General features: G+C 46.8%; 17 protein-coding genes. 10 read left to right on the top strand and 7 right to left on the bottom strand.

Going from position 1 to position 21,680, the window contains the following annotated elements; all coding sequences use genetic code 11:
- Positions 1-44: 44 nt before the first annotated feature.
- Entirely contained in the window at positions 45-884 is an 840-nt protein-coding gene (locus tag P0078_RS18555) for a right-handed parallel beta-helix repeat-containing protein (protein ID WP_282931394.1), read from the bottom strand.
- Positions 885-2,061: 1,177 nt separating this feature from the next.
- Here P0078_RS18555 and P0078_RS24660 point away from each other — a divergent pair.
- The 5 genes from P0078_RS24660 (at position 2,062) to P0078_RS18535 (ending at position 7,048) form a co-directional block, all read left to right on the top strand.
- Positions 2,062-2,172 (top strand): hypothetical protein, encoded by a 111-nt coding sequence (locus P0078_RS24660; RefSeq protein WP_353057086.1) that lies wholly within the window; start codon positions 2,062-2,064, stop codon positions 2,170-2,172.
- A 511-nt stretch (positions 2,173-2,683) separates the two neighbouring features.
- The gene (locus P0078_RS18550) at positions 2,684-4,042 is read left to right on the top strand and encodes a hypothetical protein (RefSeq protein ID WP_282931393.1); all 1,359 of its coding nucleotides are present in this window, start codon (positions 2,684-2,686) and stop codon (positions 4,040-4,042) included.
- A gap of 128 nt (positions 4,043-4,170) precedes the next feature.
- Positions 4,171-4,335 carry a hypothetical protein gene (locus P0078_RS18545; RefSeq protein WP_282931392.1) on the top strand — a complete coding sequence of 55 codons (165 nt, stop codon included), beginning with the start codon at positions 4,171-4,173 and terminating at the stop codon, positions 4,333-4,335.
- A gap of 278 nt (positions 4,336-4,613) precedes the next feature.
- Complete coding sequence (locus tag P0078_RS18540) at positions 4,614-5,837, top strand: hypothetical protein (RefSeq protein ID WP_282931391.1); 1,224 nt, start codon at positions 4,614-4,616, stop codon at positions 5,835-5,837.
- 395 nt (positions 5,838-6,232) lie between these two features.
- Positions 6,233-7,048 (top strand): NosD domain-containing protein, encoded by an 816-nt coding sequence (locus P0078_RS18535; protein ID WP_282931390.1) that lies wholly within the window; start codon positions 6,233-6,235, stop codon positions 7,046-7,048.
- Positions 7,049-7,194: 146 nt separating this feature from the next.
- On the opposite strand, the gene P0078_RS18530 is transcribed toward P0078_RS18535, so the two are convergent.
- Positions 7,195-9,627 (bottom strand): glycoside hydrolase family 19 protein, encoded by a 2,433-nt coding sequence (locus tag P0078_RS18530; protein ID WP_282931389.1) that lies wholly within the window; start codon positions 9,625-9,627, stop codon positions 7,195-7,197.
- Positions 9,628-10,473: 846 nt separating this feature from the next.
- On the opposite strand from P0078_RS18530, the gene P0078_RS18525 reads away from it, so the two are divergent.
- Entirely contained in the window at positions 10,474-11,427 is a 954-nt protein-coding gene (locus P0078_RS18525; RefSeq protein ID WP_282931388.1) for a hypothetical protein, read from the top strand.
- A gap of 376 nt (positions 11,428-11,803) precedes the next feature.
- Here P0078_RS18525 and P0078_RS18520 read toward each other — a convergent pair whose 3' ends face one another.
- Together P0078_RS18520 and P0078_RS18515 are read right to left on the bottom strand one after the other, a co-directional pair.
- Positions 11,804-12,310, bottom strand: coding sequence for a cupin domain-containing protein (locus tag P0078_RS18520; protein ID WP_282931387.1), 507 nt, complete (start codon positions 12,308-12,310; stop codon positions 11,804-11,806).
- Between the two features lie 282 nt (positions 12,311-12,592).
- Positions 12,593-14,098: an MFS transporter gene (locus P0078_RS18515; RefSeq protein WP_502867299.1), complete on the bottom strand. Its 1,506-nt coding sequence runs from the start codon at positions 14,096-14,098 to the stop codon at positions 12,593-12,595.
- A 28-nt stretch (positions 14,099-14,126) separates the two neighbouring features.
- On the opposite strand from P0078_RS18515, the gene P0078_RS18510 reads away from it, so the two are divergent.
- The gene (locus P0078_RS18510) at positions 14,127-14,561 is read left to right on the top strand and encodes a helix-turn-helix domain-containing protein (RefSeq protein ID WP_282931385.1); all 435 of its coding nucleotides are present in this window, start codon (positions 14,127-14,129) and stop codon (positions 14,559-14,561) included.
- 20 nt (positions 14,562-14,581) lie between these two features.
- Here P0078_RS18510 and cueO read toward each other — a convergent pair whose 3' ends face one another.
- The gene (cueO, locus tag P0078_RS18505; RefSeq protein WP_282931384.1) at positions 14,582-16,153 is read right to left on the bottom strand and encodes a multicopper oxidase CueO; all 1,572 of its coding nucleotides are present in this window, start codon (positions 16,151-16,153) and stop codon (positions 14,582-14,584) included.
- Between the two features lie 236 nt (positions 16,154-16,389).
- Between cueO and P0078_RS18500 the strand changes: the two genes are divergently transcribed.
- The 3 genes from P0078_RS18500 to P0078_RS18490 all read left to right on the top strand — a co-directional run bounded on the left by P0078_RS18500 (position 16,390) and on the right by P0078_RS18490 (position 19,373).
- Entirely contained in the window at positions 16,390-17,124 is a 735-nt protein-coding gene (locus tag P0078_RS18500; protein ID WP_282931383.1) for a tetratricopeptide repeat protein, read from the top strand.
- A gap of 43 nt (positions 17,125-17,167) precedes the next feature.
- Positions 17,168-17,671: an endonuclease V gene (locus tag P0078_RS18495; RefSeq protein ID WP_353057014.1), complete on the top strand. Its 504-nt coding sequence runs from the start codon at positions 17,168-17,170 to the stop codon at positions 17,669-17,671.
- Between the two features lie 343 nt (positions 17,672-18,014).
- Positions 18,015-19,373, top strand: a complete 1,359-nt coding sequence (locus P0078_RS18490; protein WP_282931381.1) for a hypothetical protein — start codon at positions 18,015-18,017, stop codon at positions 19,371-19,373.
- 783 nt (positions 19,374-20,156) lie between these two features.
- Here P0078_RS18490 and cas6e read toward each other — a convergent pair.
- Positions 20,157-20,927, bottom strand: a complete 771-nt coding sequence (cas6e, locus tag P0078_RS18485) for a type I-E CRISPR-associated protein Cas6/Cse3/CasE (RefSeq protein WP_282931380.1) — start codon at positions 20,925-20,927, stop codon at positions 20,157-20,159.
- A gap of 10 nt (positions 20,928-20,937) precedes the next feature.
- On the bottom strand, positions 20,938-21,639 hold the full coding sequence (cas5e, locus tag P0078_RS18480) for a type I-E CRISPR-associated protein Cas5/CasD (RefSeq protein ID WP_282931379.1): 702 nt from the start codon (positions 21,637-21,639) through the stop codon (positions 20,938-20,940).
- Between the last annotated feature and the right edge of the window lie 41 nt (positions 21,640-21,680).

The following is a 21,680-nucleotide window of genomic DNA, read 5'->3' as shown; positions in this document are numbered from 1 at the left end:
CCAGTTTAAGAGACTTTGAAAAAAGACTCGCTCGAAAAAAATTTTCAATCCAGGCAATCTGGATCTTTAGTGAGATATTCATTGTTTACCCAAATATTAGTACCACTGCAATCAGGGTCAACTGTATCCCTCAGATCAAAAGGATCATTACCAAGAGAAGAGTTCGCAGAAATAATATTGAAGTTGGAATTAGTAAAAATAAGAACTATACCACCATCTTGGCTATCACCGTTGCCATTATCGGTAGTTGTGTTCTGTGATATCACATTATTTGACGATCCTTCTATCAGAATACCAGCTCCTCCATTTCCACTTGAAGTGTTGTTAAAAACTCGTGAAAAACTATCATCCACCTGGATTCCGTCGGCAACACTACCTGTTACGGTACAGCCAGAAAAAGTATTGTAGTCATCATCCATATCGACTCCGACTCTACCACTATCAGTAATAACGCAGTCATTTATAGTATTGTAAATACTATCTATATCTATCCCATCATTAACACTATTAACAACTTCGGTACCAAGTACTTTGTGATACCCCTCTCCCTCTAAGAAAATTCCATCAAAACAGCCATCTATAACGCCTCCAGTGAGGGTGGCGCCATTGCCTTCGATTCGAATTCCTGCACCACCTAGGTCTCCTCCTGTAGTACAGGTCAGGGAATAGTCGCCCATATTTAAGCTGCCACTTGGGCCGACAATAGTAAGTGCATCAGGTTCATCGGTAGTTAGATCACAAGATAAGTCCTCAGTGAGCACTTCTGCAGTTGTAATTACATCGCCACAAGCCACTTCAGCCAAGGCAATTGATGAATATGAAGACGCCGAAAAAGCCATTATCGCTAATAGTGCCACCTTATCTACAGACTGCTTAATTTTCACATCCAACTCCTATCAGTTCAGAATAAAGAATACATCTCAGCACAGAGATACTGAGTCCCCTAAGTTTGGATGCAATAATAGCTTCCACCATAAGAAAAATTGCCTAAAATAATTGACGTTCGAACGAATAAAAAACTACGTCATTCTTTTGAAGAAGCTAGCGCAGCCATATCGATAGCAACGATTAAAAATAGAATCTTAAGCTGGCACAATTACTTTTTAATGATTACTAGCATTTAATCCAGAACACCATACTCTGATCCAATTTTGGAAAGTACGATTTTATTCGCCAGCTAGTGCATGCAGCTTATTATGAAAAACTTAGGTTATTTATATAAAATTTACTCATGATAGAAGTACTAACTTCGGGAAACTGTTACTTAATGTTCGGTCATAGAAAGGAATTATCATGTACACCAAGGCTGGTATTTACGTCGCTCTATCTTCATTTATTGCCACAAATTCTTTGGCTGAAGCAAATAGTACATCACTGTATCAGTAGGGTAGCGCTAACAGTGCCACTACTGACCAAAGCGATATTACTAGTATTGGCTACCAGATTGGCGATAGCAACCAGGGAAGTTCACTACAAGACTCCATTACTAACAGCCATTTTAACTATATCCAGTTAGACCATCAAAATAACGCCCAAGGTGTTCAAACCTACTCTAAAAATGCTTCTATTTCTATCTATCAAAAAAACACAGAAAATTCTGCCACTAGTTCACAAGGTAATATTATTAATGGAGAAATGCAATTTCATCAGATAGGACTTAGTAACAAACCAACAATACTAGATTCAAACAATGGCTCTAATAATAGTACACTTTCCGCTCAAATCGGTGATACCAATCAAAACTAGGTATTTATTAGCACGACAAACTCGGCCATAGACTATATCAAGAAAGTTGGTGCGGACAACCAGGTTTTTCTAATTCACAGTGTTAGTGATAATGACAAAGTAGAGATTATACAAGCTGGGGCCAGGCACACTATCGATATTAGTCTTATCTCTACAGCTAATAATGAGGTCATTATTAATCAACTCGGCAGTAGTAATATTAAAACAGTGAATTTGGGCGGCACAAGTAGCGAACTGCAACTACTGCAGGAGGGATATATTAATAGTTTAAACGTCACTTAGAGTGGAGAAGAGACTCACCTCTACACTCACCAAATAGGTAGCGATCATAGGCTCAGTCTAACCCAGAGTGGGAGACAAAATACTGTCGAACTCTCCCCAATTGGTAGCAATAACTTTATACAAATGATGCAAACTGGGGGTTAATAGCAGTGCTGACATACTACGAATAGGTGGTGACAACAGCGCAAACTACCAGCAGCAATAACCTAGCCCTTTCAAGGTTGTCTCGAAAGCTGTGCTGATCGGTGAGCTGATGTGATCATCAGGGCGCAACCTCCCTATATTCTTGTCAATCTATAAAATATAGATCAGCCCAGTACGTAGTCAGTCAAAACATAAACTCGACTTTATTCCTAACTTTGCCAAACTAAATTCTCATAGCTACATACCAATTCATCGACAAAAATTAAAGTAGCCTTTGATTGATCTGACGCTATAAATCAAATGGCTAACAACCCAAACTATGGCTTTAAACCATATCATCGTGTAGTAGAGTGATATTTTTTATGTACTAGCCTCCACTTTAGATTCCCAATCATTATTGACCGCACATAATTTTTCGTAGAAACACGAAAAACACTCTGCCTTTATATGGATGTTAAAGGCAGAGTATATGCTTACCACCCAAAGTCCAAATTGGTAAAGGAGTTATCCAATGAAGACCTATTCCCTTATAGCCACGGCCTTATCCTTTATGATCAGTGGGATTTCCTATGCGGAAAATACTGTCATCCAGAACCAGATGGGTACAGATAATAACGCGACAGCTGATCAAAGTGATCCGACCGTATTTGATAACCTTATTGTGCAAACACAAATTGGTGATAACAACGACGCTGATGCCAGTCAAACTAATGGCAATGTCAGCGGCGCCATTTATCAAACACAGCAGGGGGATAATAATAGTGTCACCTCGACACAAGATGCCACAACCAGCACTACGGCATCAGCACTCCAGGTCGGGGATAACAATATCGTTTTAACCAGTCAGGAAACCGCTTCAAACGGTAGCAGTGAAATCCTCCAGAATGGTGACACTAACTTTGCCAGCTCTGAACAAACCTCCTCAGATTCTGATTCTATTTCAATCAGCCAGTATGGCGATCAAAACCTGGCTACTAGTACTCAGGACACGAGTTCCAGCAATATTGTAGTCATTACCCAATCCGGTGACTTAAATATTTCAACTACATTGCAAAACACAGCAAGCTCTGGTAACAGCGCTACCACAATTCAATTCGGGCAACAAAATGCTGCTGGGATATCTCACCTTAACTCCTTTACCAATTCAGACTTGATAAGTCAGGTTGGTGATTTCAACAATGCCTCAATTAACAGAAACACCTCAAGTTCCGATAGTGCTATCGTAGTACAGTCCGGAGACTCCAATTTTGCCAGTGCTACTAGTTTTGATACTGCAGACAATACATTATCCATCTACCAATATGGGGATAATCAATCAGCGGTTGCCACACAAAGTAGTGCTTTTGAAAGTAACATTTATATTAGCCAAAGTGATGACAATAATATGGCTTTGGCAACACAATCAGGAGCCAGTGACAACATTGAAATTTATCAGTCAGGCTCATCCAATATGGCTACAGCCTTACAGGCGTCGACTGACAATAGCTCCAATATTATTTCCCAGGACGGTACACAAAACGATGCTACTGTCACACAAAGCGGTTCATCGGATACATCCTCTGTTGAACAAATTGGAAATATGAATATGGTTTCAGCTAGCCAATCAGCATTCAGTGGCTCACTGGATATCACCCAGGAAGGTGATGAGAACGAAATTACCTCAACACAGGATGGAGATATGGAGACAGCAACCATGCTGCAGGCAGGTAACTTGAATTTGATTGAGTTGGCCCAGAGCGGCATGCAAAACACTGCAACATTATCTCAAGACGGTAGCAGTAACTACATATCGGTTACGCAAACTGGCTTTAATGATGCTATCAGTGTTACCCAACTTGGAGACGGCAATAGCGCTACATTTATACAGTAGACTGATAGAGACTTTCGTTAAGGTGCCCTTTGGGCATCTTAACCTACTCAATATGCAAAAGTTAATGAGCACATCGCCTAAACATCACCATATGCTGTCATAGAGATTTTGTAGTCAAGGAGTATCTTATGAAAATCTCTTCCTTCCTTACCGATTCCCTGGCGCTGACCATCAGCAGTGCTGCTATCGCCGAGAATAATTTTGTTACTTCACAGCAAGGTAGGGCCTTTCTGAGCACCGCTGTAACACAAAATGGCAGTACCATGAGGCAGACAATACCCATACGGATCTGAGAAATTTGATGATATTAATCCAGATTGGCTGCTGTCATTCTGAAGAAATTTCACAAAGTGTATGTAAACCAAACTTCATTTACGTTACAAATTGGTAATGCCAACTTTGCCAGTGTGCAGCAATAGTTATATCCAAAACTCACAGGATTAGGCTCTGTATGCAGTATCGTTCATCGGCAGAGCCTCTAGTGGATATCAGTGGTCAATTCGATTTACAAGGAGGAAGCAGTAACTGAACGGACAATGATTTAGGGATTTTTAGTTTAAAGGAGTAACTTATGAAAATCTCACCACTTATCTTTAGCTCACTTGCGTTGGCAATCAGCAGTGTGGTTTTTGCCGAAAACAATTTTGTAATCCAAAACCAAACTGGCATAGGTAATACCGCCACAGCCAATAATGCAGACTCTGATGTTAACAACAGCTTAATAGTACAAACTCAAATTGGAGTCAATAACAGCGAGGATGCCCTCCAAATTGATGGAACCAGTGAAAGCACCATCGTGCAAAGCCAGATCGGTGTCGCCAATGACAGTGAGACTGCCCAGGAAAATACCAGTAATGGGCATATCAACACTTCTCAGACAGGGGATAGTAACAGCGCTAATGCTGGCCAGGGAAGCTCATCAGACGGATCGATTATCGTCAATCAAATCGGCGTATCGAATACCGCTACCTCCCAACAGGTTGTGACCTCTTCAATCTCATCACTCACCACTCAAGTGGGAGAACAAAACTCTGCGGAAATTTACCAGGAGAATATAAGTTCTGCTAGTGGCACACTTCAACAATTTGGAGTATCAAATACGGGGAATATTCTGCAACTGCTAAGGTCTGGTAGCACTGGAACTCTGCTTCAGGTCGGATCATTAAATACAGGCCGTATTGACCAAATCGACAGCGACACCTCTCAAGGGTCTATTACCCAAATTGGAGGTAATAACTATGCGAAGATTTCTCAGCTGGATGCCAATTCTGATAGTGCAGAAGTATTACAAACTGGCACTCAGAACTCCGCTGAAACTACCCAGACTATTAGTAACTCTAATAGTGTATTTATTGCCCAGCTAGGAACCTTAAATACAGCGACTACTAACCAGAATCTATCTGAAGATGGCTCCCTAATCATTACCCAAGGCGGTTCAGGAAATAGTGTTGAGGCCGACCAAAATACACTGATTAGTAGTGGTGAGATTGCTCAGCTCGGAAGCCAAAATGCAGTGGATACTGATCAGTTAGGGCTTGATGTACACTTGCTGGTTACACAGATCGGAACAGCTAATACCGTCAGCCTACAGCAGGATGGCACTATTCTCAGTGCAGATGTTGCCCAAATTGGCAATTCCAATGAAGCAGTGATCTCACAAAGTGGCCTGAATAATTCCCTCACACTCCTACAAATTGGCGAAGGGCATTACAAGGAGATATCACAATCTGGTGAAGGTCATTCCTCTTTCACGATCCAAATCGGCAGCGCCAACTTTGCCCAGGTCACACAGTAGGAGTAAACCGGCACCCCTATTTTTAAGTAGCTCTTAAATATGTTGTAACACCATGCCGCCAATATCCTTTGTGATATCCGGCGGCATTATAGTTTATTAGCCCCATCGTATATTTCCGCCTTATACACAAGGCGCAAGCACAATACCACAGAATAAAAAGAGTAATCTGTACGTATAAAAACAGCCGATCCAGGAAGTTCTTAGCCGCTAATTATTCCTCCCTGTTTGGCTGGAATCTATGCAAACATCAATAACATGCACCCATTTCCCACGCCTGATCTCCGTCACCTATTACCTCACACACCAATCAATCATATCTATATTTTTCTCAGAAGATCCGTTCAAAGGATCTCTTTTAAGCGCTTCCTTAAAGCAACTGACAGAGAAGAAACCCTATGCAGGCAGGAAAATATTTCCCATTCATTTTTGCACCCGTGCTTTTACCAGCCCTATCTTTTGCCGACGTTCAGTGCGGCGATACCATTACCACCGCTGAAATAATGACTGAAGACATATTATTCTGCACTGCCACACCGCCAATCACCATATCCGGTCCCAGCGGCAATCTGGATATGAACGGGTTTACCGTGCACTGTGCCGAACTTCCCGTGCTGAATACTGGCATCATTTTGTCTGGCCAGGGGGCTTTTCTCTCAAACGGGACTATTGAAAATTGTTATACCGGCGTCAGCGCAGAGGACTCGGGATTTCATGGAATTTACAATATCCTAGCGCAAACTAACGAAATAGGTATTTCCCTAACCAGCAATAACAACTTTGTTAGCAGTTCTACAATTTCTTTAAATACCGAAATGGGTATCTCTTCCGATGGGGATTTTAACAGCATACTTTCAAATGAAATTGTAGGTAACTGGAGGGACTCTATTGTTATCCAAGGGGACTATGCTCTCGTTTCACAAAACACCATAGAGCCTGTAGCTGAAGGGGTAAACACAGGAGAGAATGGTATCGTTATCGGCAGTTCGTCCGGGGGTATTATTACGCAAAATACCGTTTTAAATATTATTTTTAGCGGCATATTGATGCAGGAATTTGCGCAAACCAATTACCTTATTACTGGCAACAGAGTTGATGCGGGCGGCTTTGGCCTTGGCTTCGACCTTAATGATGCCAATGCCGATGCCTGTACATCTTCCAATACATGGATCTCCAACACTTTTACAACGGCTAACCCCAACTGCCTGGATTAAAATTTTGTCTAACAGGAATGTATATGCCTGTAGATAGGTTTAGAGAAAGATAACACCGAAGGAAAGGTAATAAAAAAGTGACCTGGCTGCGGGGGGAACCAGGTCACTGAAAGGGTTTGAGTGGGGGCTATTTAGCCCCGTGGTTTTTAGTCTTGGTAATCGACGGTCATATCAAAGTTTCCTTCAACACACTTGGCATAATCGCCCTCATTCAGTGCTGAGTAGGCAGTCTGGTAATTCACCAACTGACATGCGTAGCTCTCATTATTTGGGGTATCCGCAGACCATCCCCAATCTTTATCCCAGTAAATATCCAGGGAGGCTGCACCGCCAGTCTGGAATTGCCCCATATTGGCACAACCGAGTTCTTCATCTGCAGGAATTTCTACACCGAAGTATTCCGCTGTGCTCTGGTAGTACTCGATCCGATACTGTGAGCGGTAGTCTTCAGTACCTGAACTACATTCGATCGCACCGTTAATAATATTGGTGGTAACACCGAATCCTGCAGTCAGGTTATTGGCCAGATCCACACTATTCGGTTCCCAGGTGCCATCAATTACATGCAATATGCTTGGCTTGGGTGGCTGTGGGTAGACGAAGAAGAAGATGGAACTGGCCAGGTTCAACCAGGTATCCGCGACTAACTCCGGCGCTTCCAGCAGGGTGTAAATATCGCCATACATCGCCTGGGAGAAAGGGCCGTAGTTATAGTTCCAGCTCAATTGCTTGGCACCGCGACCGAAGTAGCTCTTATAGCCACCGTCATCATTGATCGCACAGGGCCATGCTTCCGCTGCCCAGCTGCTGCTGGCATCACAGGCGCCGTAGCCACCGGAAGTATCTTCAGTCCAGCCAATTTCCCGCAACCAGTACAGACCCTGGCGCCATTCCGGCACTTCCCAACCTGTTGCGTGGGCACCGGTTTCCTGGGCGTAGTGTGCAAACATTACCGCCATCGACTTGCGACAGATCGCCTCGGCATCGCGGCCATCGGTATAGTCACCACAGAAAGCTGGGAACTTGGCTACGGCACGGAGGAAATTGGTGTAGGTGTACTCTTCCGCTCTGAGGGCGAAAAGGTAATCCCAATCTTCTTCAGACAGGATGCTCTCAACGCGGAGGACATTTTCAGGGTTTGCACTGCGGCCAGGTTGTACCGCCTCAACCACAGCGTTGTCTCGGGTTTCAACAGTATCCTTTACTTCCTGAAGCAGGGAATCACTGCTGGTAATCGACTCTTCCGCAGCTTCCAGTTCGCTGATGCCCATCACATAGCCATCGGCTGCGGCACAACCATCCTGTCTAATGGAGACCTCGTCCACATCACTGGCTTGAGTGGAGTCAGAAGCCGTCAGCTGGAAGGTATAGGTTACATCGCTGTATACCTCAGACAGGGCCACTGAGGTAGCGCTGCCGGTATAGTTGGTCATCTTTACAACCGGACCACTGGTTTGGCTCCAGATGTAAGAGATATCGCTGCCACCGGTGCTACCGGAGCCATCCAGATTAACCGTTCCACTACAGCCAACATTGATACTTGAGGCCGAGATATTTGCGGTTACTGAGCTTTCAGAACCATCGGTATTATCATCGTCGTCTTCATCGGTATCGTCCACAGCGAGGTTTTGCACGGTTACCTGTGCTTCTTCAGTAGAGTCACCATCACTGACGATCAGGCTAAAGACATAGCTCACATCAAAGGTGCTTGAAGGTAGGGTAACAGTGGTGGATGCGCTGGTCGCAGAGGCAATATCTGCTTCAGGAGAGGCCGGGGATAATTGGGCCCAGCTGTAAGATAAATTGCCCTCGCCACCGGAGGCACTGGCATCAAGTATTACAGTGCCACCACCGGTAATTTGTGACTGCGACACTGAAGCACTTATCGTAATGGGAGTGCTGTCAGAATTATCGTTGCCATCGCCACTGTTGTCGTTATCGTCGTTATCACTGCCGCCATCATTGCCACCGGTGCCGGTGTCATCATCGGAGCCACCGTCACTGGAGCAACCATCCGCTTCCTTAAGAAGCCAAGGGGAACCCCAGGTATTTTCAGCCGTTAATGCATCGGTGGGGTGGTCGTCACTATTAGCCCACCACTGGGCAACAAATAGGTCACCGTCGTAACAAACTTCTTCGCCTTTGCGATAGTTTTGACCAGAAATATAAGTATCGGAGTCATCAGAGCCACCAGTGCCACCACCACTGCCGGAACCTGCATCATCATTGTTACCAGAATCCGTATCACCGTTATTTCCGGTATCAGTATCATCATCAGAATCGGTGCCATCACCATCACCGGAATTGGAGTCATCGCCACCACTGGTATCGCACGCACCTGACTCTTCCAAAATCCAGGGGGAGTCCCATCGGTTTTCTGCTGTCAGGGCATCCGAGGGAACTTGAGAAGCTGTTGCCCACCATTGAGCTTTATATAAGTTTCCCCCGTAGCAAACCTGGCTTCCACCGGTATAACTCTGCCCCGCAACGTAGTCGTCGGCGGGTTGTGCCGCACTCAAACCTTGAGCGCCCAGCATCAGCGCCGATGCTATGGCTGTGCGAATAAAAATATGGCTCATAGAATCTCCAATTGTCGTTTTTAGGGTTCTATTTAAAGTTTTACGCGATGAGGCAAATACCAAACTGACAGGTATTATTTGCAAAAATAGAGATCAAGAGCTTGTGTGAATAACGTATAACGGAAAGCATTAATAAATAGAGCAGGCATTCTTGGCATGAATATTTATACACTGCCAGGATGCTCTAAATTGTAAGGAACCCACTCCCCTTCCCCGTTTTTATTTACTCAACTGGGTGCAACTGCCCCTGCACCTTTAGTAATTATCACAAACACTTACTTTATTTCTGTACGCTGTTCAAATAGCCCCATACGTACTCAGCAGTTTCGATAAATACCAAACGGAATGGTTCCAGATTTAAACAGAATATTTCGTGACCATATCGACACAGGCCGCGTGCGCCAGTGAGTAAATATCTAAATTAAAGATCAAAAGCACGTAAAAAGCAGAAATTATAGGTTTTTAAATCTACAAAAAACCACAACAGCAAAAATTTTTACTAATAGCAATACAGGATCAAAATATGAGGATAATTACCTAGTCAACAGTCACCTATAGAAAAGCTCACGGCAGTTTCCATCGACTAAGTGAGAAAAAGTTCCCAACCTAACCAGGAACCACAACTGATAAATACAGCTTTTCACAATTCCTGAATCTTTTGTCAGTGACTTTTCTCTCAAAATAAAAGTACTTCTGGCCCATAGTATTTCCCTTACTCCATGGCGACACTTTAGATCGGCAATATCAGCAGTAATAAGCCGCAACTAGCAGTCATTTATCCTTTGGCTAGCACCCCGTGCCCCAAACAGGAAAGAGCTCAGATTAGTTCAACAAAGGGAGATCTTTGTGAAGCCTTACCCTATCCTTTTTTCATCCACAATTCTGTTGTTAGGTACTATTAGCCACGCGGACACAAGTACTACCACTGTAGAGCAATACGGCGATAGCAATCTGGCAACAGCCGAGCAAGCTGACTTAACCATTGAAAATAACTTAATAGAACAAAGGCAAACGGGTAGCTCCAACTCTGCCGAAGCGATGCAATCTGTGAATTCATCCTTGGGCTACATACTTCAAATGCAAACTGGAGACAGTAACAGCGCCATCGCCAGCCAAGAAGAAAGCACTTCAACCACGGTGCAAATTGTGCAATTGGGTGATAATCAGACCGCACTCAGTACCCAGATACTTACCACTACGACTAATGGGGAAATCTATCAGGAGGGGCTATTGAATAACGGTAGACTCTTCCAAAGTGACTCCATTGGCAATACAGGCTACTTGTTCCAATCTGGACAAAGTAATATGGGGTTTGTTCGCGCCACCAGTGGTGACTTCCATTCAGGCTCACTTCTCCAAACAGGAACCTTGAATGATGGTGTCCTAATTCAACTACGCGGTACCTTCTATACCTCTACCGTGACACAAAACGGAACAGGAAATGAGGCGACCAGCTTGCAGAACTTTGGCGAGTCCCTTACTAATGAAGTTACCCAATTAGGTGATGGCAACAATGCCACTCTCTGGCAAATATTCAATGAAAACAGCTACGCCCAAACAAGTCAGATCGGGTCAGACAATATCATTTCCTCTCGACAAGAAGGTGAACTCATGAGCATCACCACCACACAGGAAGGTATGTTTAATGAGGCTATTGCATTTCAGGAGGGCACTTCGAGTTTCGCCTTATCTCAACAAAATGGGCTGGATAATTTTATTGATATTTCACAGAGTGAAGTCAATGGAAATATCTCAGCCAGTCAAGTGGGCAATGGCAATATTGGGATGATATCCCAATAATAGAGATTACGATTTTTAATCGAAAGTTTTGATTGAACTGGGCTTAGGGAGCCTCTGAATAACTCCATGATACCTCTGGCTTGCAGAGCGGTTCACAATCAAGGCGCGGCTTTGCAGGAATGTCTAGACCTTTCAAGAAGTCGCAACGCGGAGTGTGAATCGCTCTGCAAGCCCCGAAGGGCGGGCCTTGAAGGCCACAGCTGCTGCGTTGCAGCTCTTACAAAGGACTAGAGCCATTCGCGGCGAGCTACGCCTAACATCTGCAGCCTTCAAGACCCGCAGAGGCATTACGGCGTTATTCAGAGGCTCCTTAGGAACCGTCCAATCGATAATTGCCCGTTAGTAACTGGCCAGCGGGCAATAGTTAAACTCTTGCTTAAGATGCAAACACCCTAAGACGTCCCTCACGCTTCTCCTCGCTAAAGTCACAACTGGTCAACCTAAACATCAACACATACTCAGAAAGGCAATGAGTATCGTGAATATCCCCTGGTAAGAACGCACTACAGTCACCGGGCTTCATTTGATAGCAGCCCCGGCTCACCAGTTGTTCACCGTCGTCTTGATTGAGCAAACCATAGGTAGACATCTCCACTTCACCATGTTGCACCGCGTAAAATACCCAGCCATTGCCATGATTATGTGGTGGACGATAGAGCCCACGAGGCTCCACATGAGCCAGCAAGATAAAACCCTTACCTTCATCCCGGTATAACTCTACACTGGGTTCTTGGCGACTGTGTAGATCAGCCAACCATGCCTCATTAGAACTTGATGCCGCCAATTTTCCCAGGGCTTCTCGACATCTCACAATTGATGAAGTATCAAGTCCCTGCCAATTCGCTTTAAGTGCTTCAACGCACTGTCTCAAAGAATTCGTCACTGATTGGTCCTCCTAAAGCTCTCTCGATATCTTGTTGAAAATTACTGCGAATCCACAAATTCAAGATACAACTTGAAGCCAGCTTTAAGTCAACCAGATCTGTGCCTGTATTTTTAGCTATTTAAGTCGTGGGTGAAGTGTAAAGGCGTTGGCCTGGAAAATAGGAATAAATCAGGAAATAGAGATGGGTATTAATAGCTCCAGCAGCTATTAATACCCGCGAGTGCTCACTAAAACGAAGCACTCGCTAATGGGTTTACTTTATAGCTCTGGAGGTAATCGTTAATTTTGCGCTCGGGAAGCAAGCTTGCTGGCAAGAATAGACACGATCTGTATTGTTAATGCGGTTAACAAGAACACTGATGCCAGGCGATAAACGGCATTGAGACCATCCGCTATCTGCGACGGACTCATGTCTTGCAGGGGCTGGCTGGGTACAAGCCCTACAAAAATCACACTCATCACAGAAGCTCCAGTCAATAAACCCAATCCTCGTGAAAGGCTGAGAAACCCGGAAATACGCCCACGAACTTCGGCCCGGGCGCTATTCATGGTCATGGTATTAACTGTCGAAAGGTAGGTTCCGTAACCCATTGCCATAGTGACGGAAAAAACCAGATAGCCTACCAAGCCCTGCTCCACCCTGAGCAGTCCCATTCCCATGGCTCCACAAAGTAAAATTAACAGACCCAGTAATACGATACCTCGACTATTGAATCGATCCACGGCTCGACCGGCAAGATTTGAACAAGCAGCCACCATAAATGATCCGGTTGTCATCACCAGCCCTGCGATAAAAAGGTCCAGATCCAGTGCCAGGGTCAAATAAAAAGGCCCTACAATCAGGCTACTCATTACCGATGAAGCCACCAAAAAGTTTCCAGCCACATTCGCCAAGAATGTCTGCTTTCCAGAAGACTCCGTAAATCCTTCACGCAGGGGTTGTACTTTCTGCCTGACATAAAACAACCCCACACCAAATATCACCGATAGAGCAATAGCAATTCCATTAACTGCGGAATATCCCTCTCCCAATGGCTTAATCGCCAGGGTATAAAAAACAATGTTAAAGAACAGGAATGCTGCAGCCAGGTAGCGTTTGAGTCGACTTCTGCCATCAACAACTTCGCCGACTATGTTTTCCGGTAGAGTTCGATATGCGAGGAAAAACACCCCCAATCCCACCGGCACTACCAACCAAAAGATAGCCTGCCAATTCAGGTTTTCGACAATCAAGCCGCCCACGATAGGGCCCATACCAGTCCCAACCGCAGACAGGCTACCCAACAATCCAATTATATTTCCCGTTTCACTTTTATCGAAAACGTCGCTGGCAATAGCCATAGACACAGCCACAAACATCGCGGCACCGACCCCTTGTATTGCGCGGAAAAAAACCAGAGTCCAAACATTAAAAGACAGCGCGCAAAGTAATGTCGATAAGGTGAATATCAATCCGCCACTTAGAAACAATTTCCTGCGACCCAGCTTGTCACTGAGGCTTCCGGCAATAGGCAGGGTCGCGGTCATACACATCATGTAGGCCACGGTAATCCACTGAGTATTACTGAAGGAAGCTCCCAAGCTTTCGATTAATACAGGCAGCGCCATATTAATTGCGCTGACTCCCAAGGCTGCGAGCAAGGTCGCCAAACACAAGGTGACCAGGACTCCTCTTTTGGAAACCTGAGCAGCCTCTTGGGAAATTGGGTCTTCGGAATAACTTTTCGCGGTGTGCATAAGCTGAACTTTGACTTGCCAGTAATGACGCGTGAAACTAGCATACAACTTCAAGTGAGCTTGAGGTCAATAAGCGATGAATAACAGGGAAGAACTGGATATACGCGAAGTCTCCAAACTGTCGGGACTCCCCTCTTCCACACTTCGGTATTATGAGGAAAAAGGCCTGATAAAGTCATGTGGTCGTCGGGGAATTACCCGAATTTTTAAAGCCACAGTGATAGAACAGCTGTCCCTTATCTCCCTTGGCCGCTACGCCGGTTTTTCCCTGGATGAAATTGGCGAGATGTTTTCCTCTAATGGCAACCCCGCTATCGACAGGGAGCAGCTCCTCGCCAGGGCCGACGATCTGGAAAAGAATATCCGCCGACTCGAAGCTATGCGCGATGGGCTACGCCATGTGGCCAACTGTCCCGAGGTCAATCAGCTGGAGTGCCCCAACTTCCAAAACCTGATCAGGAAAGCGACCAAGTTACAGCATAAGGAAGACAGGAAACAGAAGCGACGCTGACAGAATAGCAGCGAATAAAGTCAGGAGACACTAAACTCTGTCATCATTCCCGAGTCCTCGTGTTCCAAAACATGGCAGTGCGCCATGTAGGGCATATCCGGCATCGCCGGCAGCGGGAAACGAACAAATATTTCCGCTTTGCCGCCATCGGATATGGGCATCGTATCTTTCCAGCCACGCATATAGAGTGGCGGTTCTGCATTATTGTATTTCGTGACTCGAAACTGGCAGCCATGGATATGTACCGGGTGTAGCATTCGGTCCTGTCCTTCAGAGATCTCCCAGCGCAGGTCCTTATTCCTCACAACCTTAAACCCGGGCTCGGTAAATGCAAAGGAAACCCCATTAATCGCATTCGCAGTTAATTGCTCTTTTAACGGCAATGCCGGCCCCTTAGTAATCAGCTTCAATACTTTGGCCACCACATCGGGGTTGGTCGTACCGGCGGCAACCATCTGCGGCAGCCCCGTTGCACCAATCACTGCTTGCGCCTGCTTCTGTCGGTTCATTTGCATCACCAGCTTCTGACTGATTGGTGGCAGGTTTTGGGGGATTGTCGGCAGGGATGCCAGGCGCTCCGGCAATTTTCCTTTCCCCTCGGATGTTCCAGGCACCACACTGAGAAAACTGTGGGCCTGATCAAATGGCGGCAGGCGCATTATTGGCTGGGGTACTGGCAGTGTTTGGAAATCGAAAGGCTTACCATCGCGGGTGTCGATAATTACTTCGTAGCGCTCTCCCGCAGCAATAGGCAGTACATCCACTTTCACTGGTTCCGAAAGAAAACCGCCGTCGCTGGCTATTACGTAGAGTGGACGCTTGTCGCTGGTGGCAAGCCGATAGTTGCGCCCGTTGGAGCCATCCAAAATACGAAAGCGCACCCAGCCTTTAGGTGGCCTGACCACCGGATTAATAACGCCATTAACCAGAAGTCGATCCCCACAATAGCCCGCCGCAACCGTCACTTCGTTAAAGCGATGGAAGAACTGACCATTATCGGTAAAGCGGCGATCCTGAATCACTAACGGAATGTCATCCACACCCCACCGCGAAGGTATCGGCAGTGCATCGCCTTCTTCATCGTCGATAATAATCAATCCGGCCAGGCCTTTGAGTACCAACTCGGCGGTTGTCGGGTAGAGGTGGGGATGAAACCACAGGGTGGCGGCGGGCTGGATTATGTTCCAATCTACGGTCCAGGTTTCTCCAGGCTTCAATGGCATATAGGGGCCACCATCGGCATTGCCGGGTACGATCAGTCCATGCCAATGCGCAGTTACATTTTGCGGCAGATGATTGACCACGCTGACGGTTACTTTCTCGCCCTTGCGCACCCGTATCGCCGGACCTAAAAACGGACCATTGAACCCATAAGTACGCGTAGTCACCCCCGGTAGGAAAGACTGCTTGCCCGGGCGCGCTGCCAATTTAATCCGGCCTTGCCTATCTGCACGCAACTCCGGGGGAATCGGTAAAGCCTGACGGCGGCCCTTCTGTGCCTGGGCAGCTTTGGAAGTCGACACCCCTGTTAGCAAGGCCGCCCCCAATGCGCCAGTGGCAAAACAAAATTTCCGTCGCGACAATTGAGCCATGGGTCCACCTCCCTATGCGCCATAGCTCCAAGTGTCTAGGGCACTGGTCATTTTTATCCCCAGAAATCTTAGACGGCTTATTCCAATGGCCCAGTAGTATATTGCGACAACTGTACACTCAATACAGAGTGGTACCATAGTGCACAACTCCATGATCCACAGTCCTTGTGTTCTAAGCGAACTCGGTTAACCTTGCCCACGAAAAGTTAGTAGCGAAAATAAGAAGAGTAATCCCTATGCCGTTTCTTATTCTATCCATCCTTATTCAGGCAGCTTTTGTAATTCACGTGCTCAAAACCGGGCGCAACACCACTTGGATTTGGGTTCTGGTGATGCTGCCCATGGCCGGAGTTATTGCTTACCTGGTCCTGGAAATCCTGCCGGAAGTAAACCAATCACGCAGTGCCAAAAATGCGCGCAGGACGGTGCGGGAAACTCTAAATCCCAATCGGGATATCAACCAGGCTGCACAAGAATTGTCCCGCTCCAATAATGTGGAAAACTCTATGCGCATGGCCGATGAATGCGTGAAGCGTGGCCTTTATCATGAAGCAAAAACTCTCTATGAAAAGTGCCTCCAGGGGGTTCATCAGGATGACCCTGAGCTGATGTTTGGGTTGGCACGCTGTCAGTTTGCTCTCAATCTGTTTGAACTAACCAAGGAAACACTGGACCAATTAATCGAAAAAAACCCCGATTTTAAAAATCAGGATGCTCACTTACTTTACGCTCGTACACTAGCGGCATTGAAGCAAGTAAAAGAGGCCTACCACGAGTATGAAACGTTGTACCAATACTACAGCGGACCAGAAGCGACTTTTTACTTTGCCTTATTCTTAAAAGATCAATCCCAGGCGGAAAAGGCCAATGTCTTGTTCAATGAAATCCTTGATAAATCCAAAACACTGGGCAAGCACTACAAAGCGACTCATAAGCAGCTGTTAAAGCAGGCAAAACTGGAAGTATCCTGAACCAATCACAACATTCGGCTCAATGGAAAAAAAGGCTCCCAATATGATTTTGGCGGTAGATGTAGATTACCGGGACCCCGGAGCAATGGTAGCCGGGGTCGGCTTTGAGAATTGGTCAGCTCCCGAGCCCGAGCAACTCTATCTCAGTAAAATAGAGAGTACCTTGGCCTATGAGTCCGGTGCTTTCTACAAGCGAGAACTCCCCTGTATCCTCACCCTAATCGAGGAGCACAAGATAGAAGCAGAACTGATTGTTATCGATGGTTATGTATTTCTCGGAGGGGAACAAAAACCGGGTCTGGGTGCCCATCTCTACTCTGCTCTCCAGCAGGAAGTTCCCATCATCGGTGTCGCCAAGAAACCGTTTAAGGACACCCCTGTTGAGGCTGAATTACTGCGGGGAAAAAGTATAAAACCGCTGTATATCAGCAGCCTCGGTCTCCCTTTGCCGGAAGCCAAAAATTTGGTGAAAAAGATGCATGGAGACCACCGTATTCCCACTTTATTAAAACGCGTGGACCGCGAGTGTCGAAAGTCCCCACGATAATGTCCGAGAGAATGAAAGGCGGTTATCCCCGCCATTTCCCAGTCACATCCCTGGGGCTTTCTTCCTACATTTTCAATACTTATTTCTCATATCCTACCCCTTCGATGCCAGCAATAATTTTTCTATTCGGCGGGAAATAGCTACTGAAAGTAAAAGCTACCTGGCATCCGTTTATCCCATAGGGATAATTTGGCGCTTAGATAGACGGCTAGAAGTAGCTAAGATCCCATACTGATGTATTCGGCTCGTAGTTTTTGATGTCCACTTGTGAAGCGCGAGTGGACGATATTCATTAGCAGCCCCGAATGGGCTCCTTGGAAGTTTTGTAGTAAAGGAGTTACTCATGAAGTTATGCGCCAGTATTGCGACACTCGCACTGGTTGCCTTTAGCGGCAATGCGCTGGGCACCAACTCTACTGACTTGGAACAAATCGGTTCAGGTAACTCAGCGAGTACCGATCAAACTGAAGCGGGTTTCGGCAATACTATTATCAAACGCCAAATAGGTGATACTAATACCGCTACCGCCACTCAAAGTGGCGGTGTTATTAACAGTAGTATTCAGAGTTCCCAGATCGGCAGTCAAAACGAGACCACGATATCTCAATCCGGTGGTGCTTCTCTAAGCGCAACCAATACACAAATCGGCTCGCAAAATACTTCCGAGATAACCCAGGAACTCTCTCTCGACAGCCAGGTCTCTATTCTGCAACTCGGTACCTCCAACGCTTCCACTATCGAGCAGCGCTTTGGCAGCGGTAATACCATTACCAATATCCAGGATGGAGACAGTCACTTTTTTATTGGTCGCCAGGAAGCCAGTGCTAACGGCAGCATTTTTGTATTCCAGGATGGCGAAAGGCAAAGTGCCGTGGTAGAGGAAACCGCAGGCAATATAGGCAGTTCCGTTTTAATCTTTCAGTTTGATCGGGACGACTTCGCCACCGCCAGCCTGGTTGCCACAATCGATGGCACCTTGGACATACTGCAGGATGGCAGCGATATCTATGGCGGGCTCGCACAATTTGCCAGTGTCAGCAGCAGTATGACTTTACGGCAAACAAACAATCGCCACTTCGCGTTTGCAACCCAAGTAGACAGTCTGTTCAATGACCTTCTGATTATCCAAAGGCTCGGCGATGCCAATATCACCTCGATCACCCAAACCGGTGCCTTTAATACCCTTGAGTTGCGCCAAAATGGTGGGGGCAACAACGCGGCTTTAGAACAATCCGCATTGAGTAGCAGTATCGATATACGCCAGACCGGTACCACCAACCAGATTACGGGTTCCCAGCTGGGTGCCGAATTCAACTCCATGAACAGCGAACAGTTCCTGATTGATAATGTGGTTGTTATTAATCAAGGCGGCTTACTGATCAGCGCGACCAATGAACAAACCGGGTTGCAGAATGTTGCCAATATCGAGCAGGCTGGAACAGAGGTAGATATATTCACCCGTCAATTGGGTTTCGATAACCGGGCAACGTTCGAACAGGCTGGTGAGTCTCTTTCAATAAGCTCCCGACAACTTGGCGATAGTAATAACATCACCATCACCCAGAGTGGCGATTCCAACTCAGCCTTTAGCCTGCAAATTGGTAACAATCACACCAAGGAAATTACTCAGACAGGTTCTAATGGGCGCGCTTTTAACTTCCAGATCGGCGGCGAGAGTAATACCGGCGTAATCTTCCAATAATTCCAGCCAAAATTCAGAGGCCCCCGGTAATACACTGCGGGGCTTTCGATTGCGAAATCTACAGGAAAAAGAAGAAGGGAAAAGTCGTTGTGCAGCCCCGCGAGAGCGGGGAACAACTAGGATGCACTCCGACAACTTCTCCATCGTCGGTTTATCCCCGAGCATTCAGGGAACACCTTGCGCAGAGCACTAAGGCTATGCCTTATCCGGTTTACCCCTGTACAAACAGGGAACAGTCGCGCAAAAGGAGCGCGATCATAGCACACCCCCATTGCATCCCCGAGCTTTCGGGGAAACATTTTCAGAACTAATGTCCGTGCGCTATCGGCTACGGTCCAGCCCCGCCCAGCGGGGGAACAATCTCAGGTGTCGGCACAACCCAACCCCACACTCGGTTTACCCCCGCAGCAGCGGGGAATAGCCCGAATCATTACCGTGCAGCTTTGACGATTTTCCACGGTTTAACCCCGCCTGGGCGGGGAACAGCCTCAGTTAAGATCGCCTTATTGCGCAATTACCGGTGCAACTCCGCTTATGCGGAGAACCTATTCAGAAAGGAGTGTATAACAGGATACCCTCCGGTTTAGCCCCGTATATACGGGGAACAGTATGAAGCTGGTTTGACCATCATCTCACCGGTCGATTTATCTCCGCTGATGCGGGGAACTCTCTAAATCTGCCTATTTGCTATCCGCTAAAGTCTCAGTATCGTTGCCGATACTTTTGAATCCCAGCCCTCACTCTCAAACACTTCCAGTTGTATAACAACTCTATTTATCCCAATCAGATTCGGCGGATTAACATCAATCCACAACCAAATGCTTTGGCCGGCCCCATACCCGCAAAAATATTTTTTATAAATAATTCGGGTTCAATAACCAAAAGCTCTCCCCGGTAATCCACAGAACTGAATCCAGCACCGCGCTGCTTTTTATGTAACAAATTCCAACGATACCCATTGCAGTGAAGCTTTGGTGGGTAAATATCAAATCCGAGGCGCGTTCCCCGGTGAATTAACCAGCTGCGGGCGGCAGTCTGGCTGACATCCTGTAACCGGGTTTCAATCTGCCCCTGGTCAAACTGCTCCGGCTTTTCCTGCACCAAGCTCTGCTTCAGCTGCCCTTTGCCACCTTCAACAGGTAAACCATGCAATTCGCACTGCTCCCGCAACCAATGGTATTGAGCATCCATCAGCACATCGTGCCGCTTGCCGCGCTTTTGCCCTTCAGTTTTACGAGCAACTGTAGGGTTCGCCCGCAGGCGGAAGGCCAGCCGATCGCCAGGGTTTAAGCGGGGCTCGAAGATTTTAGTCTCTACCAAAAATATCGGATTGTCCTGCGCAGGCCGGACTTTAGACAGCAGGTAATACACCGGTAGATTGCGTTTGCTAAGCAGCTGTTCCCGCGAGGATTCCTCACGAAATAAAAAACGCTCATCACCATCAAAAAGATCCCACAAGATTTGATGGATACCGTAGCTGTTTTCGCTGAGCAACCGTGCCAGCTGCTTCTGCACCGCCAGCGAGGGAGATAGTTGAACTCTGGATAAATACATAACCGCTCCCTTATGACTGCCAGAGATTTTCAATACGCGGCTGGAACTGCCAGCGCTTGCGAGATAGGGGCTGATCGAGACGGCTAAGCCGCTGTACAGATCCTGCTGAAAACACTCCATCTTCCGCAGAGAAATCATCCAAGCTACCCTCCCAGTAGTAACGACAACTCTCTTCTGTAGGCAACCAGCGCTCCTGCCGGGCCCATTCCGGTTGGTAATCCAGCAACTCCGGGGATTCATAATGATCCAGGGCGCTGCGGAAATTGTCCGCACCGATCACCCGTGCGGCAGTGGGGGCTGAAAGGGGAAATGCTTTTCGCCCCAGATAGAGGTGATACTTTGGCCGGGCCAGGGCTTCACACAGCTCCGCCAGAGACCAGTTAGCCTCTTCACAGGATCTTAGGGCCACTATCGCCTGCGCATCCACCAGATACTCCCTGCGGGATAACAGGGTTCCCAGACGCGCTTTCCCTACAACTAGCTCATCCCGGCGCGTATGGTAGCGGCGCTTGCCAGTGGAATCTGGGACCTGCACCGTGTGGAAATCCTTTAGCAAAGTACCTACATTCAGCACCTTTACCGCCTGGCGATATTGCCGGGCCAGGCTCTGGTGTAAGTCCTCTCGCTCCCGAGGTATCCCCAGTGCCGCACCAAATAGTCCCGCGATAGCGGATTTACTCGGGTAGTGTGCGCTGTGGCGGGATTCCCCCACAGCCACTTCCCCCAGGAAGCCATGGCACCGTAAAGACGAAA

This window comes from Microbulbifer sp. VAAF005, assembly GCF_030012985.1.
In the GTDB taxonomy this organism is placed as follows: domain Bacteria; phylum Pseudomonadota; class Gammaproteobacteria; order Pseudomonadales; family Cellvibrionaceae; genus Microbulbifer.
Note: the sequence above shows the minus strand (reverse complement) of the source record. Positions and strands in the feature narration are given on the sequence as shown.